This window comes from Sphingobium sp. TomTYG75 (assembly GCF_054771635.1).
Genome location: NZ_BSRE01000001.1, coordinates 669,119 through 684,549, shown reverse-complemented (window position 1 = coordinate 684,549; position 15,431 = coordinate 669,119). Strand labels below are relative to the sequence as shown.

General features: G+C 61.2%; 15 protein-coding genes. 4 read left to right on the top strand and 11 right to left on the bottom strand.

What is annotated here, in order from left to right:
* Positions 1-349 precede the first annotated feature (349 nt).
* The 5 genes from ACYU81_RS03275 to ACYU81_RS03255 all read right to left on the bottom strand — a co-directional run bounded on the left by ACYU81_RS03275 (position 350) and on the right by ACYU81_RS03255 (position 6,125).
* Positions 350-1,087, bottom strand: a complete 738-nt coding sequence (locus ACYU81_RS03275) for a PP2C family protein-serine/threonine phosphatase (RefSeq protein WP_460986324.1) — start codon at positions 1,085-1,087, stop codon at positions 350-352.
* The gene (locus ACYU81_RS03270; RefSeq protein WP_460986323.1) at positions 1,084-2,094 is read right to left on the bottom strand and encodes a type VI secretion system-associated FHA domain protein; all 1,011 of its coding nucleotides are present in this window, start codon (positions 2,092-2,094) and stop codon (positions 1,084-1,086) included. Before ACYU81_RS03270 ends, ACYU81_RS03275 begins: the two co-directional genes overlap by 4 nt.
* On the bottom strand, positions 2,094-3,794 hold the full coding sequence (locus ACYU81_RS03265) for a protein kinase domain-containing protein (protein ID WP_460986322.1): 1,701 nt from the start codon (positions 3,792-3,794) through the stop codon (positions 2,094-2,096). Before ACYU81_RS03265 ends, ACYU81_RS03270 begins: the two co-directional genes overlap by 1 nt.
* A 61-nt stretch (positions 3,795-3,855) precedes the next feature.
* Positions 3,856-4,596: a LysM peptidoglycan-binding domain-containing protein gene (locus tag ACYU81_RS03260; RefSeq protein ID WP_460986321.1), complete on the bottom strand. Its 741-nt coding sequence runs from the start codon at positions 4,594-4,596 to the stop codon at positions 3,856-3,858.
* Complete coding sequence (locus ACYU81_RS03255) at positions 4,596-6,125, bottom strand: bifunctional diguanylate cyclase/phosphodiesterase (protein ID WP_460986320.1); 1,530 nt, start codon at positions 6,123-6,125, stop codon at positions 4,596-4,598. Before ACYU81_RS03255 ends, ACYU81_RS03260 begins: the two co-directional genes overlap by 1 nt.
* 589 nt (positions 6,126-6,714) lie before the next feature.
* Between ACYU81_RS03255 and ACYU81_RS03250 the strand changes: the two genes are divergently transcribed.
* The gene (locus tag ACYU81_RS03250) at positions 6,715-7,062 is read left to right on the top strand and encodes a hypothetical protein (protein WP_460986319.1); all 348 of its coding nucleotides are present in this window, start codon (positions 6,715-6,717) and stop codon (positions 7,060-7,062) included.
* Here ACYU81_RS03250 and ACYU81_RS03245 read toward each other — a convergent pair.
* From ACYU81_RS03245 to ACYU81_RS03225, 5 genes are read right to left on the bottom strand one after another with little or no spacing between them, the layout of a single operon-like run.
* On the bottom strand, positions 7,052-9,115 hold the full coding sequence (locus ACYU81_RS03245) for a glycoside hydrolase family 65 protein (protein WP_460986318.1): 2,064 nt from the start codon (positions 9,113-9,115) through the stop codon (positions 7,052-7,054). The two genes, ACYU81_RS03250 and ACYU81_RS03245, sit on opposite strands and share 11 nt — an antisense overlap.
* A 20-nt stretch (positions 9,116-9,135) precedes the next feature.
* Positions 9,136-9,339, bottom strand: a complete 204-nt coding sequence (locus tag ACYU81_RS03240) for a hypothetical protein (protein WP_460986317.1) — start codon at positions 9,337-9,339, stop codon at positions 9,136-9,138.
* Positions 9,332-10,129, bottom strand: a complete 798-nt coding sequence (locus tag ACYU81_RS03235) for an SDR family NAD(P)-dependent oxidoreductase (protein WP_460986316.1) — start codon at positions 10,127-10,129, stop codon at positions 9,332-9,334. Before ACYU81_RS03235 ends, ACYU81_RS03240 begins: the two co-directional genes overlap by 8 nt.
* Positions 10,116-11,330 (bottom strand): zinc-dependent alcohol dehydrogenase, encoded by a 1,215-nt coding sequence (locus ACYU81_RS03230; protein ID WP_460986315.1) that lies wholly within the window; start codon positions 11,328-11,330, stop codon positions 10,116-10,118. The genes ACYU81_RS03235 and ACYU81_RS03230 overlap by 14 nt, the downstream gene beginning before the upstream one ends.
* Positions 11,330-11,920, bottom strand: coding sequence for an SRPBCC family protein (locus ACYU81_RS03225; protein ID WP_460986314.1), 591 nt, complete (start codon positions 11,918-11,920; stop codon positions 11,330-11,332). Before ACYU81_RS03225 ends, ACYU81_RS03230 begins: the two co-directional genes overlap by 1 nt.
* Before the next feature lie 189 nt (positions 11,921-12,109).
* On the opposite strand from ACYU81_RS03225, the gene ACYU81_RS03220 reads away from it, so the two are divergent.
* Together ACYU81_RS03220 and ACYU81_RS03215 are read left to right on the top strand one after the other, a co-directional pair.
* Positions 12,110-12,661, top strand: a complete 552-nt coding sequence (locus ACYU81_RS03220) for a hemerythrin domain-containing protein (protein WP_460986313.1) — start codon at positions 12,110-12,112, stop codon at positions 12,659-12,661.
* Between the two features lie 258 nt (positions 12,662-12,919).
* A complete protein-coding gene (locus ACYU81_RS03215; protein ID WP_460986312.1) occupies positions 12,920-13,333 on the top strand; it encodes a DUF1622 domain-containing protein in 414 nt (137 codons plus the stop codon).
* Here ACYU81_RS03215 and ACYU81_RS03210 read toward each other — a convergent pair.
* On the bottom strand, positions 13,326-13,997 hold the full coding sequence (locus ACYU81_RS03210) for a TetR/AcrR family transcriptional regulator (protein ID WP_449473669.1): 672 nt from the start codon (positions 13,995-13,997) through the stop codon (positions 13,326-13,328). The genes ACYU81_RS03215 and ACYU81_RS03210 overlap by 8 nt on opposite strands.
* A gap of 109 nt (positions 13,998-14,106) precedes the next feature.
* Between ACYU81_RS03210 and ACYU81_RS03205 the strand changes: the two genes are divergently transcribed.
* Entirely contained in the window at positions 14,107-15,354 is a 1,248-nt protein-coding gene (locus tag ACYU81_RS03205) for an efflux RND transporter periplasmic adaptor subunit (protein ID WP_460986311.1), read from the top strand.
* Positions 15,355-15,431: the final 77 nt, after the last annotated feature.

The following is a 15,431-nucleotide window of genomic DNA, read 5'->3' as shown; positions in this document are numbered from 1 at the left end:
ATCCAGCGCAGGTGGGGCCTCCGCCTCCACGAACCTTTGTAGCCGTTCAGCCACCCTGTCATGTCCGAAGGACAGCTTTCAAGCTGTGTGGCGGGGCAGGGCAGGGTTGAGAGAGGCAATATTGAAACACTGCATCCTAAAGCAAGTGGCAGGCGCTAGGACGCAGCCGCTCCTGCGTAGCAGTTCGATCTCGTCGCAGCAGCGGAGCCCGCGTCTGGTCATGCCCCATGAGGTGTGTCGGGCAATGCGGAACAATGTGTCTTGGGCTTGGGCCAAGGTAAGATGGTACGAAAATGCGACAGTTGATATCGTCAGATTGATGTCATGGAAGAATGGTACTCACCCCACCCTAACCCACCATAATCAGCGTTAGATTGTCGCGGCCGCCTGCTGCCAGGGCGGCGGTCATGATCATCTTCATGATTTCTGCAGGCTGCTCGCGCATAAATCCGGCAAGCTGCGTATCATCCAGTTCGCCTGTGATGCCGTCGGAACAGAGGAGGAATCGATCTCCGGAGCGTATGTCCGTGGTGGATAGATCAATATCTACCCCTTCATCCACGCCGAGCGCGCGTGTGATAACGTTGGTCTGCGGGTGACGCGCAGCCTGTTCGGCACTGAGCGCGCCCGCATCGAGTAATTGCTGCACCACGCTGTGGTCGCGCGTCAGCCGTTCAAGATGGCCGTTGCGAGAGCGATAGACGCGGCTATCGCCCGCCCAAAAGATATGCGCATGGGCTTGGCTCAGCCAAAGCGCGGCGATGGTGCACCCGCCGCGCAGGCCACGCTGTGTCATATGTGCGTGGATGTCGGCGTTGACGTATCGTAGCGCCCGGCTAATGGCGTCGGTATCCAGCGGCGTGGGGCTTTGGCACAGGGCGGCGAGGGCGCGAACGGTCATTGTCGCGGCAACATCGCCTGCATCATGCCCTCCCATGCCGTCCGCGACCGCCCAGAGACCGTGTTCCGGCGCTTCAAGATAGCGATCTTCGTTGAGCAGCCGGACCTTGCCGATATGAGTGCGCGCGAAAGAGCGGCGGGAAGAGTCGTTGGGCAGGCGACCGCCCATGGCGTGCAGGGGGCTCATATGTCGGGCCCTTGCTGCTGCGCGCTGGTTTCGCCATATGCCGCGACGAAGGCGTCGTTGAGGACGCCTGACTCGCCGGTCAACTCGGCAGCCAAAGCCGCATGACGCCGACACGCTTCCTCCCAACAGAGCGTGGCGCGGCCCTTGAGCAGTGAACTCTGCCCTTGGGTGGCAGAAACGATAGTGGCTGGGTGAAAGCTGTCGATGGCGGCGGTTAGGCTTTGCTGAAATCCGCGGAACGTTGCGACCAGATGCTTTTTGATATCGCGAAAGGACGCGTTGAGCGCGTCTGGACCTGAGAGGAAACTCGCTTCGCTCGCGAGCAGCAGGTCGATCGCCAGCCGCTGGGTCGGTGCCCATTTGAACGGATTATTGTCTGCGCTGGTGATGATGGTCTGGGCAAGCTGATACTGGCCGCGCACGCGATCCCGTTCGGCAAGCAGATCGCCGACGCCGAGCACCATCTGGCGATAGACGGCGCCTGCGCGCCGCAGGATTTCGGCCGGGTCTTCGGCGCCAAATTGTGCCGCCTCTATGCCTGCGCCTTCGCAAAAGGCTTCGAACATAGTGCCTGCCGTGATCGGTGCCACATTTGGGGCATCGGTCCAGTCACTGGGCACGTCGATGCAATGACCGAGCGGCGGCATCATCAGAAGAGTGCCGTTTTCAGGAGAACCGGCGGCAGACGCTTGCGGCGCATAATCGGCGGCAAGGCGGTAGCGGCCGAGCAGAATGGACTGGGGCAAGGTGAGCGGAATATCCTCGCCGATGGGCAAGCGATCCTCGGTCGCGGCATCGAAGACGCCGTTCGTACCAGTGCAATGAAGCAGAAGCCGTCCATTTTCGACCCGCATGGTCAGATGCGATCGCGAAATTTCCCGGTCGGGATCGATCATCACCCAATCGGAAGCAGGGTCGCGTCCGACAGTGAGGACGCCGTCGGTGAGAAAGCGGGCATCGACCGGCGTGAGCGCGTCATCCTTGTCGAACAATCGGAAGATGTACATCAGCTCTTCCTTTTCAATCCGGCAGGATCGGCCGCCACGACAGGATCGATCCGGGTCATCAGCATCGCATGCTCCGCGTCAGCGAGGGCGGTGGCGACATAATTCTGCCGGTCAGCCATGGACGCGACCATGCGGTTCATCGCGTCGAACAGATCGCCAATTTCATCCTTGCGCCGGTGCGAGATGCGGAAGGACAGGTTGCCAGCCGTAACATCCTCGAGCGCCCGTTGCAGCCTACGGAGCGGACGGCTCCAGATGCGCACGCTGGCCGCGCTGCATATGCCAAGGACCAGCGTCACGAAGACCGCGAACCCGGCGAAGAGCAGGCTGGCGGTGCGCTGCGCCTGATCGAGAGGGCCGCGTTCGATTACAACATCCACCTTGCCGAACGGAACCCCTGCATAGCGTACCGGCTGCACGAAGCGGATGCCCCCCTGTGTCTGGGTCACCGCAGAGCCTGCGATGGTAGGCAATGGCGCTTCGGCCGATGCCGTCTGTTGGTAGCGGGTGCCGAGCAGCCGGGAGTTGCTGGACGCGCGGATGATGTTGCGTTCGTCGGCGATGACGAGCTGGCGCAGGCTGGGGTCGCTGGCGGCGGCCACGGCGAATGCCTGCAAAGGCGCCCAATCCTGCTGAGCGGCGGGGCGACCCGCATTTTCCGCCACATGGAGTGCCGCGTTGCGGGCGACGAAGGATGCGATGGACGAGCCGGAGGTTAGGGCCATGTCCTGCATGACCATCTTTTCCCGTTGCACCACGAAGTTTACCCCGGTCCCGACTGCCAGCAGCACCGACGCGGCAAGCAGGAGCGGCATGCGGTAGCGCTGCATCCATCCTTCCTGGCGTTGGCCCAGATCGCCGGTCGCCGCGTCATGTTCGCGGCGAAGTGCCTGAGCGACCTCAGCAGCATTGGCAAAGCGCTGGTCAGGCTTCTTGGCCAACAGCTTGCCGATGAGAAAGCGAAGCCCCTTGGGGCAATCAGGGACCTGCCGCGCGATTTCGAGCGGCTGCTCCTGTGCGATCTGGATGGCGAGCGTGGCGAGGCCCGCGCCGGTGAAGGCGACCTTGCCCGTCACCATTTCATAGAGGACGACGCCCAGTGAAAAAAGGTCCGATCGCGCATCGACCGGTATGCCAAGCGCCTGCTCCGGGCTCATGTAGCGGGGCGTGCCGAGGACGGCGCCGACCTGAGTGCGGGCCGCCTGCCTCTGCGGGGACGCCACGTCGCGACCGTCGATCCTGGCGATGCCAAAATCGAGCAGCTTGGCGGTCTTGCCACTGTCGCAGATCAGGATGTTGGAGGGTTTAATATCACGGTGGACGACACCTTGCGCATGGGCATAGGCCAACGCGTGGGCGATTTGCGCGCCGAGCATGGTGACCTTGTCCGCCGTCATCCGGCCTTGCGCGGCGAGCAGTTCGTCCAGCGGGCAGCCATCAACATATTCCATCGCAATATAGGGCGTGCCGTCGGCCTCACCTACATCGTAAATGGTAACGATATTGGCGTGGCTGAGCATGCCGGCCGCCCGGGATTCACTCAGGAAACGCCGCGTAATCTCACTGTCGGAGCGGAATTCCGGCTTCAGCAGTTTGACTGCAATCGGCCGGTCTATGCTTGGGTCATGAGCGCGGTGAACGTGCGCCATCGCGCCTTCGCCAATCAGCTCATCAATCCTGTAACGTCCAACCCAGATCATGCGGCCAAATCCAATGTTGAGGCTGTGAAATGCCAAAAGGCCATTGTCGAAATGCTATTGGTCATCGCCGGGCCGTCACTGTTGCCTGAAGCCGCCGCGCGCGGTCCAGATCGCGCTCGATCAGCGCATTGCCGGGATCCAGGCGGAGGGCTTGACCGAGCAGCCTTACCGCGTTGCCGATCTGCCCCTTGTTGAGAGCCGTAAGGCCAGCTGAGCGCAACTGGGCAGCGCGGCGAGGATCGGCCGTGCGCGGCGCAGGCGGTGGAACGGCCCCTGTGGCGGATGGCGCGGGCTTGGTGGAAGGGGCAGGGGCGGGAGTTGGTTCAGGTCGAGGCCGGGACGGTGCCGGGGGCGCATCCTTTGGCCGGAGCCCTGGCACTCGGACGGTCTGACCCGGCTTGAGCGCAGCGGGGACGGCGAGCTTATTATAGCGTGCCAACAGATAGAATTTCATCCTGTCGCCGAGGAAACGCTGGGCGATATCCTGCATGGTGTCGCCGGGTTCAACCCGATAGACGAAGGCGGTGCCGCCCAATGTCGCGACCGCATCGGCGGTGATGCTCTCCAGCAGCTTGCGTGAGGAAGTGTCGGCAGGATCGCGTTTCAGCATTGCGGAGAGCTTCTTGCGCGCGGCTTTTTCCTCCCCCTGGTCGAGCAGGGATACGACATCGCCTAGTTCCTGGGCATTGCTAACCTGCTGCACCATGGTAGGGCGCACCGCCTGCCCACCGGGCTTTGAGGCGCAGCCCGCCAGGCCTAGCGCCACAATGGCGAGCAACAGGTTTGGCGCGTTCATCCTCATCAGGCGGTCCTTGCGTGCGTGATCTTTTTTGGGTGTAGGGGCGGGGCGTTTGTGCTGAACAGACTGGCGATCCTCTGCCGGTCGCGGGCGAAGGCGAGGAAATCGGTTTCAGGCAGCGGGCGGGCGAAGTGAAAGCCCTGGAAGAGGTTGCAGCCGTGACGGCGCAGCCAAAGCATCTCCTCCGTCCGTTCCACCCCTTCGGCCAAGACGCTGATGCCCAGGCCGCGGCCCAGTGCGATGATTGATTGACAAATCGCCTGACAGTCGCGGCGGCTGTCGATGCCGGTCACAAATTCCCGGTCTATCTTAAGCTTGTCGAAGGACAGCTTTTTCAGATGGCTGAGGCTGGAAAAGCCGGTGCCGAAATCATCGATGGAGATCGTTATTCCAAATGCGCGAATGCGCTCGAACAACTGCGCGGCCGTGCGGGAATCGGCCATGGCGATGGTTTCGGTCAGTTCCAGTTCCAGCAGACGGGCTGGTAGGCCGTGGCGGCCAAGCGTCCGTTCGACCAGGCTGTCAAAGCCGTCCCGTTCCAGCTGCTGACCCGAGACATTGACGGCGACCTTGACGTCCGGTAGACCGGTTGCCGACCAGTTGCGCGCCGCGCGGCAAGCAGCGTCGAGAACCCAGGTGCCAAGCTCCCCCGCCAATCCGGCAGCTTCAGCCAGGGGGATGAACTCCGCCGGTGCGACCAGTCCGCGAACGGGGTGCCGCCAACGGATCAGGGCTTCGGCGCCGCAGACCGATTGCGTCCTTGCGTCAAGGAAGGGCTGGAACCACAATTCGAATTCGCCCCCGGTGATGGCGCGGCGCAGATCCTGTTCCAGTGCGAAGTCGCAACTTATAGCCTTCGACGCTGCTTCGATCGAGCCAAGCATATTGCTGTGGCGGCTGGCCAAAAGGGAAAAGGCGCGGGAAACCAGCTTTGCCGCCGGGGCCAGGCTGGGATCGCAGGCCATATGGCCCATACGGACCACAGGCAACAGCTCTTCGCCGTCAATGAGAATGCGATCCTGAAGCGCGTAAGTGATGGCTTGCAGAGCGGTGGTAGCGTCCTCCTCGCTGGCGCTTGCGAACCAAAGCGCGAAGTGGGCTCGATCGACATGAGCCGCCATGCGCCCTGCGCCGGCCATGCGGCTTATCCGCTTGGCGATTTCGACAAGAACCCGGTCCGCCTTTTCAGGATCGATAGCGCTCAGCCGGTCAAAATCCGTAAATTCGATCATGCCGAGAACGCCTGGACCCTGGCTGATCACGTGAATCAACTTTTCCCGGGTGGGAAGCCCCGAAACGCCGTGACGTTGCACCTGGCGCGGAGCGATCGAACGGTTTGCTTCGATGAGGTTGAGGACTTCTGCGTGAATGGCGCGGGAAAGCGGATAGGCGGTCCCGGCGCGCAGTGCTTTACGGAGGCGAACGAGCCAGAATGTCTCGGCGGCGATGTGCAGGGATGCCGCACCAATAAAGATCGTTAGGTACAGCAAAGTAGCCGTCGGAAAGATCAGCATGCCAAGTAACACGGTCACGGATACCGCTGTCAGCAGCCATAATGGCCGTCCGTTTCCTCCCTGCATCCTGTGACCAGTGCGCGGCATGCTCATCCCTTTCGGGGGATGCGGTAACGGAAATTCTGAAACAGATGATTAAGGGAGGGGCAGCAAGCCCAGATTTTGCCTAATCTGGATTAATCGACAGATATTAAAAAATGTTTACCGGTGGGCTGCTGCCATTTCCTATCCTGGCGATATAGCGGCCGATAGCTCATGCCGTTGACTGATCGCCATTCCAGCCGCCAGTCAGAACGACAGCAATGCATGGTATGACACATGATACGAATCCCTGCTGGATGACGCAATCTTTCGGCCACAGCGATGTCGCTGCTTTTGATCACCACTAGGTAACAGCGGCGAAGTTTGCTGCCAACGGCAAGGTTGAATATAGCCCGATCCGGGTCGCCGCTTAAAAAAGCGAACTGCCCAGATCTGAAGGGCTTAGCGGTCGCGCCGGGCGGGACCGTCAGGTATTTAGCAACTCCCCAGCTCCAGCCAACGGAAGCGGAGGTCCGGGCAAAGAATGATACTATCATTGGCCGTAAATTAGAAAGGGCCGCCAATGATGGCGGCCCTCGATAGCATAATCGGCGGATTACCGCTGCTGACCGCCCGAACGATCATCGCGGCGTTCCTGCTGATCCGGGCCGCCCTGCTGGCGCCGTTGGTCGTCCTGCTGATTCTGCTGGCAGGGATTCTGGGTCTGTCCGCCTCGCTGGTTACCCATTTGATTGTCTTGGTTCTGATTTGCCATTTGAGGATCCTCTCTCGCGCCGAAGTGGCACATTATCAAAACCCGCGAAATCATGTGGCCGTTGCCGATGCCGACTCTTACCGACGTATCAACCGGACAGTTGAGCGCGGCAGGTCGGGTCCGTCGAAGCCCAACTTGACAAAGTCCTTCATGCCTTGAAAAGTCGCGCGCGCTCCGCGCCGTGAATCGCTTCCATCCGCATCGGCGCCCCTCTGACCCACAGCCGATCCACGATGATGCTTTTCCACCCGGCCGGCAGGATCACTGGCCGCCGTCCCCAGTCCGACGGATCGGCATCTGAAATTTCGATCCCCGGCAGGCCCAGCAGCATGGTCATCAGCATCCCGCCAATATTCGCCATGAAGGGGCCGGCAGGCACCTTGGAATCCGGATGATCCTCGCGATATTCCAGGCACTGGTGAAACCGCCCCTTGTCATAGGCGGCATAGCCCTCTTCAAACAGCTTGAGCGCCAGTGCCCGGTCCCCTCGCATCGCTGCCCAGACGGGATAAAAGGCAGGCAGCATCGGCGACCCCACATAGTCCGGCCAGTGCGACAGAAAAAGGTCGAGCGTCGCCTGTTCTTGTCGGGCGGTCGCTGGATAGTCCATCGGGAATAGGCCGGCGAGCGGGGAGGGGGTCGCCCCCTTGGGCTCGCTGATGCGGAACTCCTCATGCGAGGCGATGATGCCGTCACCGCGAACCGGCAAATGGAGATTGTCGGCTATGTTGCGCCAATTGGAAGGTATCTCCGCCCCGATCGACAGGCCGATGCGGATCGTCCGGCGCAGCAGATCATAGACCGTCATCAGCGTGAAGCTGTCATTATCCGGCGGTTCGGGCACTTCGGCAGGTCCTGTCGCCCGCAGCAGTTCAAAACCGCGCGTCGTCTGCGTTAGGCGGGACGCCAGCCAGTCGGCCACGCCTGATAATATAGGCCAGCCTGTAGCGCGCAGATAGCGCATATCGCGCTCCGCCTCGGCTTGGAGCGCGAAGGCGCGCGCGACATGCAGTGAGACATGGGCCGCATGTGCCGCGCCCGATCCGCGACCGGGCGTCGCTTCCTCGCCCGAACGCGGTGCCGCCTCCCACGGGAAACACAGTCCATCCTTGTTATCGAGCATCGCATACATGCGCGCAGCACCAATATGCCGGGCGCGAAAGCCGAGCAGGCTGCGCGCCGCCGTGGGCTGGACGAGTAAAAGGGGCGGAACGCAGAAGGCGTCGATGTCCCACATCACATGCCCAAAATAATAATTATAATTGGGCCAGCTTGCGAGCCCGAACATCGAAGTCGCGGCGGGCGATGACCTGTGCGCGGAGCTGTTGAGATAGAAGAAGCCCGCGTCGATCAGACGTTGATGATCCGCGCTCGCGCCATCGACCACTATCCGGCTTTGCCACAACTGCCGCCAGCTTTCCCGATTGAGGTCGCGCAACTGGTCGAAACCCAGCTCCGTGCCCTTGGCAAGCCGGCGAACGGCCTCGTCCATGGGGCGATGATGGACAAGGGAGGGAACGAGGGCGGTGATCTGCTCCAGCCGCACCGTTCTACCACGCCTCAACTCGACCGAATATTCGGCCGTCAGCGATCCCGAGCCGTGCTTCTCCCGAAAGCAGGGCTCATCCTTAGCTTCGCGGCATTCGCTATGAAAAGCGATGCCGCAGCAGTTGAACGCACCCTCCGGCACCCAAAGCATCGCGCCATCACCCGAAGCTGCTGGCCCTTCGACTTTCCGCTCGTCCGCTCGCCCACGCGCACCCGCCGTCGCAATCCCCGCGCGAAGCCGGACCGTGCAAGGACTATCGGCCTTCAATTCGGTGCGCTGCAGCACCAACGCCGGGTCACTGCGGCTGGCAAAGGTCAGAACCTCGACGCGGAGCGCAACTTCGCCCACGTGAAACGTAAATCCGCTGAATAGCTCCCCGGCGGCGAAATCATATCGCTGTGTCGCGTCGCTGATGAGCCAGGGCTGTTCGGTCAGCCAAGTCTCCCCGACGCCCATGTCGGCGGCAAGCGGATAAGGGATAGGGATGGCAGCCTCGACCGGCTCCTCGACATGCAAACCCACCACGCCGTTGACGATGGCGGAACCGGGCAGCATCGGAATCTCGCGCACGCGAAGACCCACCAGGCCGTTAGCGACATAGGCCGGAAGGTCGTCGCCCCGAAAGCCGTTAACCGGATCTGGACTGAACGGCTCCCATCCCATGGTTCACCTCGTTGTGGTTTTCAAGGACGGGAATCCCGCCGATCCTTTTCCGGATAATCCTCCGGCTTCACCGTGCCGACATTAGGGCGATCCTCGACCGCCTCCTGCCGCTGGCCACCGCCCGTCCGGGGGTCTTCCTTCTCCCGCCCCGGCAGCGTGTCACCCATCGGACCGCGCGGCGTTTCGGCATTGTCCGGCTTATGCTGTCCTTCGCGTTCACTCATCGTCATTCTCCTCTGCTGTGCCGGGCTCGGCCATCTTGCGATGCTGCTCAGCTAGGATGGAGGCAGGCGTGACATGCGCTGCGGCGGCCTGAAGCTTGTTCTTCCAGCCCGATACGATATGCGCCTTGCCCGCCATGAGCGCGTCCCAGCCATCCTTGGCGACCTTGGCGGGATCATCCTTTTCGTCGGACCCCACCTTGGTATCCAACATGTCCGCCCGGTCAAAAAATTCCGTTTCCGTCGCGCCCGGCATCAGAGTGGTGATTGTGACACCCTCGGCATCCTTTATCTCATTGCGCAATGCATCGGCAAAGCTGTCGATAAACGCCTTGGTGCCATTATAGACCGCCTGGAAGGAGCCGGGCATGAAGCCAGCGATCGAGCCGGTAATCAGCACCTTGCCCTCATTGCGGGCCACCATCGGCTGGACGACCTTTTGTAGCAGATAAAGGGTGCCGGTGACGTTGGTGTCGATCACCCGCCGCCAGTCTGCGACCTCCTGCTCCAGAAAGCCGTGACCCAAGCCCCGTCGAGCATTGGCGCAGAGCAAATCCACCTTGCGCCCCTTCGCCGCGTCGATCAGTGTCTCGACGCCCTGTATCGTCGCGAGATCAGCCTCCACCGCTTCCACTTCCACGCCATGGCGACGGAAATCGGTGGCCGACGCTTCTATCAGCGGCTCGTCCGCCACGACCAGCAGGTCATAGCCATTCTGCGCGGCCAAATGGGCCAGTTCGAACCCGATACCTGTCGAGGCGCCGGTGACGATGGCGAATTTAGTGGCTCCCATCGCGGTTCTCCTCTTTCTGGCTGGCCGCCATGCCCGGTTTCAGCACGACCTTGGTCACTTCATTCTGATGATCGTGGAACATGCGATATCCCTCCGCCGCTTCTTCCAGCGGCAGGCGGTGGCTGATGAGGAAAGTCGTGTCGATCTTGTCCTCCATGATCGCATTGAGCAGGGCGGGCATATAATGCTGAACATGGGTCTGCCCGGTCTTGAGCGTCAGACCCTTCTCCATGAAGGCGCCCAGCGGAAATTTATCGACGAAGCCGCCATAAACGGCGGGCATCGACACGCGCCCACCCTTGCGGCAGGCGAGAATGGCCTGGCGGATGCTATGGGTGCGATCCGTGCCGAGGAAGGTCGATATCTTGATCTGGTCCCACACATTGTCGGCAAAGAAGCCATGCGCCTCCAGCCCCACCGCATCGATGCACGCGTCGGGGCCGATGCCGCCGGTCATCTCCATCAGCGCGTCATAGGTCTTGGTCTGCTCGTAATTAATCGTCTGCGCGCCGAAACGCGCCGCGAGTTCCAGTCTTCGAGGGAAATGGTCAATGGCGATCACCCGCTCCGCCCCCACCAGGAAGGCGGACTGCACGGCGAACAGCCCAACCGGCCCGCAACCCCAGACAGCGACAGTATCTCCCGGTTCAATCGCGGCATTCTCGGCCGCCATCCATCCAGTCGGAAGGATGTCCGAAAGGAAAAGAACCTTGTCGTCTTCCACCCCATCGGGAATGACGATCGGGCCGACGTCGGAAAACGGCACGCGGACATATTCAGCCTGACCCCCGGCATAGCCGCCGGTCATGTGGCTATATCCAAACAGACCTGACATGGGCTGGCCGTAAATGGCCTGAGCGATGTCCTGATTGTCGGCGGGCAGGCTGTTGTCGCAAGCGGAATATTGATGCTTGCTGCAATGAAAGCATCCGCCGCATGCAATGGTGAAGGGAACGACAACGCGCTGCCCCTTCTGCAATGTCGATTTCGGTCCCGTCTCGACCACCTCTCCCATGAATTCATGGCCCAATATATCGCCCGACTTCATCGTCGGTATGTATCCATCATAAAGATGGAGGTCAGAGCCGCAAATTGCCGTGGATGTTATCCGGATGATCGCATCACGAGGATTTATGATCTCCGGATCATCCACTGTCTCCACCCGAACATCATGCTTGCCATGCCATGTCAGCGCCCGCATCAGACCTCCTCCTCCTCAAACGCCTCGCGGGTGCGCGCCGAAGTCGCGATCTCGCCCGTCTCCATGAGCTGCTTGAACCGACGTAAATCGCGCCGCGCCTGAATCGCCGGTTCTCGCTGAAACATTTTGGCAACTGCCCTGCCGATGATCCCAGCCGGGGGATCATAAAGGATCGTCACGCTCACCCACGTTCCGCGCACGCCCGGCGCGTCGCGGAAATCGACCCGGCCGCTATTCGGAACGTCGGCACCATGTTCTGAAGTCCAGGCGATCGTCTCGTTAGGCTTGTCCTCGATGATGGCGGAGATCCATTCCACCGTCTTCCCGGCGGGTGCCTTCACCGTCCAGTGGGTGCGCCCCTCCCCCACCGGCACCACCGACACCACATTCTCCATGAACCGTGGCAAATTGGCCATGTCCCGCCAGAAGGCATAGAGCTCCGCCCTGGGGCGATTGATGGTCACCGTCTTGCCGACCAGCGTATCGCCCGTGGGTTCGATCAGTGTGTCGCTCGCCTGTTCGCTGCGATCTTTTTTGCTCGTGGTAAGCGGCGCATCGTCGCTCGGGAGCGGCGCCATGTTGTCGGCCATGCTGAGCCTCCTGAAGTGATCATGGCGCCAACCAGCGGGCGGGCGCCCGCGTTCCCTCTTTTCACGACGGCCTCATGCAAAAACAGCCGTAGATAATATAGGTTAATGCCTCTGCCGCTCCTGCGACGGACTGCGGAACATGTGCGAAAAGCCATCGTTAACCGGCCATCAGTCAACGGGAGATAACCCATGGCGCTTCACGCCCATTACCCCTCACGATCCCAAAGCCTGCTGCTCGGTGCGGGCCTTGCCTTCCTCGGTCTCGCCGGGCGGAAGTTGATGGTCCAGGCACCGACCATGTTGGCAGGCGACTGGGATAAGGCACTCGCGGCCGAACATAAGGCAGCGCTTGCTTTGTTCGACGGCCTTGCCGCAACCGACGATGCCGCCAGCGGCAGACGTCGGCTGATGCTGATGCAGCTCAAACATGCTTTGGGCAAACATGCGCTGGAGGAAGAGAACGCCATTTACCCCGCCATGCGCGAACATGGCATGGAAGCAGAGGCGGACGCGCTCAACGGCGAGCATGGCTATGTGAAGCAATATCTCTACGAACTGTCAGACCTTCTGGACGATAATCCGGCCTTTCAGCAGAAGCTGGCAAAGTTCCGCGCCGACATCGAACGGCATATGAAGCAGGAGGAGCAGGAGCTGTTCCCGCGCCTGCGTCAGGCGCTCGACGATAGCGCGACAGGCCGCCTCACGCGGCGGATGAACCAGGAAGGTCTGAAACTGGCCTGACAATGGATAACGAACACGCTCATATGAGCACGACAGCTGCCGAGCAAATGCGTAATCCGAACACTGAGAATCAGCCCAAGGATTGCGCCTCGGAGGGGGCGGGGCGGTGCCAACCCGGAAGATTACGATAGCGACCGTGAGCCAGACGCGGCTGCTTCCCACGTCCACAGGCGAGTTTGACGTGATGTCCTCCTTACTTGCAATCCGGAACGTCCGCAGATCGGGAACAGCTTCCTATCCTCCGCGCTTGTACGCGATATGGAGGAGACACACGCGGCAATCGATTTCCTTGCGAAAATGGTCGAGCTGGCTGGAGCCGGGATCATCGTCACCGGCACGCTGTTATCGACCGCTTATTTTCTATGGGACGGCGTAAAAGGGGATTGGCGCCAAGCTTATGATCTCTACCGGGCTAATCTCGGGCGTGGGATATTGCTCGGACTTGAGCTACTGGTTGGGGCGGATATCATGTCAACCGTTACTGCCCCGCTCACCTTTACGAGCCTAGGCCTACTTGCTGCTATCGTCGCGATCCGGACGTTCCTCAGCTTCTCCCTCGAGACAGAGATAGAGGGTTGTTGGCCTTGGCAACGCTCCGCTGTACCCGCAGTGGGGAAGTCCGCTGACTACCCCTGGGCATGCAAGACGGGGTTCGGCAACACGTTTACTTAATAGGGGACGCTCGCGTTCTCCCGGACTCAGTGGCGATCAGTAGCTTGCCAGCAGCTCGTTCCAGATGGGAAGCAATCAACGCCGCACAGGTATCTTCCAGCGCTTGCGCCGGACCCTGACTGCCGAAAACATGATGCGTCGCCATCGCACCCTCAATGACCAGCATCAATCCATCTGCCAGTTTTTCCGGTTCGGCCACACCTAGATCGCGGCTGAGGTCGCAGATCAACGCACGAAATTCCGACTTGCAGCTTTCCACGATCAAACGGCCGGGATGGCTTGGTTCGGGGAGTTCGACTGCGACATTGCTGATCAGGCAACCGCGAAAGTCGGCTTCGCGCATCTTCTCCGATTTGTGGCTGATCAGGGCGTATAGTCGATCGAGCGGGTTCGGCCCTGCCGCTTCCAATACGGCATAAATCCCAGCAAGGCCCGCCTCGGCATCCTCGCGCAAGCAAGCGGCTACTAGCTCGTCCTTTGACCGATACGCTCGATAGAGACTAGGCTTTGTGACCCCCGCCTGACAAACAATCTCATCTACACCCACGGCCCTGATTCCGCGTCTGTAAAAGAGATCCTTGGCGGTCTCAAATATCCTCGAAGCTGCTGTTTTCTTTAGCGTTCCTTCCGCGCAGCCGCAGTCGGAACCATCCGTCAGGTCCATAAACAGAAATTCCGCATCCTCACCGCTTGACGAGTATGTAACAGATCGGTACGTAACCCGCAAGAGACGTACCGGTCAGTAACATAACCGTAAGAAAAGTGGGCAGACGATGTATCTTTCCAAAGTCAAAGCCGCCTCGGAAATGGAACAGGGCGTACCAGCGGCACGGCGTTGGAAGCCCGCCTACCTCCTGCTCCCGGCAGCGGGCGTCCTCGCCATTTGGGCAGCCATGAATTGGTGGAACGGCGCCGCAGCCCCGCCCGCGCCTCCCATGCCGGTCGTCACAGTGGCTACGCCGCTCTCGCGCATGGTCCTTGACTGGGACGACTATGTTGGCCGGTTCGAGGCAAGCAAGGCGGTGGAGGTACGGCCTCGCGTCTCCGGCCAGCTTGTGGGCATTCATTTCCGGGATGGCGATGTCGTGAAGCAGGGCCAGCTCCTCTTCACTATCGATCCCCGCCCGTTCACCGCCGCGTTGCAGGAGACGCAGGCACAGGTGGCGAGTGCATCGACCGCGCTTGGGCTTGCGCGAGCAGAACTGGGGCGCGCCACGCGCCTGATCGCTGACGAGGCAGTGAGCGCGGAGGAAGTCGACTCCCTCCGCGCCCGAGTGAGGTCGGCCGAGGCGCAGCTTGCCGCCGCGCAGGCGTCGGTGCGGGCGCGTCGCCTGAATGTCGAGTTCGCCTATATCCGCGCGCCGATCACAGGCCGCATTTCCGACCGGCAGGTGGATGTCGGCAATTTAGTGGCGGGTGACACCGCTGCGGGAGCGACAGTGCTGACGACCATTAACGCGGTCGATCCGATCTACTTCTCCTTCAACGGCTCCGAGGCGCTCTACCTCAAGCATCGCCGCCAGCAGCAGGCCAGCGAACAGGTCGAAATCCGGCTTCAGGATGAAACCGGCTACAGCTGGAAAGGAAGGGTGGATTTCACCGACAACGCGATCGATCGCGGGTCCGGCACGATCAGGGGTAGGGCGGTTGTTTCCAACCCCGACTCCTTCCTGGTGCCGGGCATGTTTGGCAATATGCGGCTTGGCTCGGGTGCGCCACATCGTGCGCTGCTCGTCCCGGACGCGGCAGTCGTGACAGACCAAGCGCGCAAGCTGGTGTTTGTCGTCAGCAAGGACGGAAGCACGACGGCCAAGCCAGTCAAGATCGGTGCCTTGGCCAATGGCCTGCGTGTCATCCGGTCGGGCCTGTTGCCGTCAGATCAGGTAGTTATCCAGGGCACCCAGTACATCCAGCCCGGCGCGAAGGTTAAACCGGTCGCCGATCGTATCGAAACAGCGCCGTCATCGGTCAGCGAACCAGCTTCCGCACCGATCGCGTCTCAGGCCACGTTGGCCGACTGAACAAGCCCGGCAAGGAAGCCGCCGCGCCTGCCGGGCGCCACGGCGTCCCATGTCCGGCAAAGGGAATAAGGGGAAGA

Excerpts from the sequence above, each read along its gene's own strand:
- ACYU81_RS03215 (WP_460986312.1), top strand. The coding sequence starts at position 12,920 with ATGGAGGAGACACACGCGGCAATCGATTTCCTTGCGAAAATGGTCGAG.
- ACYU81_RS03210 (WP_449473669.1), bottom strand. The coding sequence starts at position 13,997 with ATGGACCTGACGGATGGTTCCGACTGCGGCTGCGCGGAAGGAACGCTA.
- ACYU81_RS03240 (WP_460986317.1), bottom strand. The coding sequence starts at position 9,339 with ATGAGTGAACGCGAAGGACAGCATAAGCCGGACAATGCCGAAACGCCG.
- ACYU81_RS03205 (WP_460986311.1), top strand. The coding sequence starts at position 14,107 with ATGTATCTTTCCAAAGTCAAAGCCGCCTCGGAAATGGAACAGGGCGTA.
- ACYU81_RS03250 (WP_460986319.1), top strand. The coding sequence starts at position 6,715 with ATGGCGGCCCTCGATAGCATAATCGGCGGATTACCGCTGCTGACCGCC.
- ACYU81_RS03230 (WP_460986315.1), bottom strand. The coding sequence starts at position 11,330 with ATGCGGGCGCTGACATGGCATGGCAAGCATGATGTTCGGGTGGAGACA.
- ACYU81_RS03235 (WP_460986316.1), bottom strand. The coding sequence starts at position 10,129 with ATGGGAGCCACTAAATTCGCCATCGTCACCGGCGCCTCGACAGGTATC.
- ACYU81_RS03270 (WP_460986323.1), bottom strand. The coding sequence starts at position 2,094 with ATGTACATCTTCCGATTGTTCGACAAGGATGACGCGCTCACGCCGGTC.
- ACYU81_RS03265 (WP_460986322.1), bottom strand. The coding sequence starts at position 3,794 with ATGATCTGGGTTGGACGTTACAGGATTGATGAGCTGATTGGCGAAGGC.
- ACYU81_RS03245 (WP_460986318.1), bottom strand. The coding sequence starts at position 9,115 with ATGGGATGGGAGCCGTTCAGTCCAGATCCGGTTAACGGCTTTCGGGGC.
- ACYU81_RS03275 (WP_460986324.1), bottom strand. The coding sequence starts at position 1,087 with ATGAGCCCCCTGCACGCCATGGGCGGTCGCCTGCCCAACGACTCTTCC.
- ACYU81_RS03220 (WP_460986313.1), top strand. The coding sequence starts at position 12,110 with ATGGCGCTTCACGCCCATTACCCCTCACGATCCCAAAGCCTGCTGCTC.
- ACYU81_RS03260 (WP_460986321.1), bottom strand. The coding sequence starts at position 4,596 with ATGAGGATGAACGCGCCAAACCTGTTGCTCGCCATTGTGGCGCTAGGC.
- ACYU81_RS03225 (WP_460986314.1), bottom strand. The coding sequence starts at position 11,920 with ATGGCCGACAACATGGCGCCGCTCCCGAGCGACGATGCGCCGCTTACC.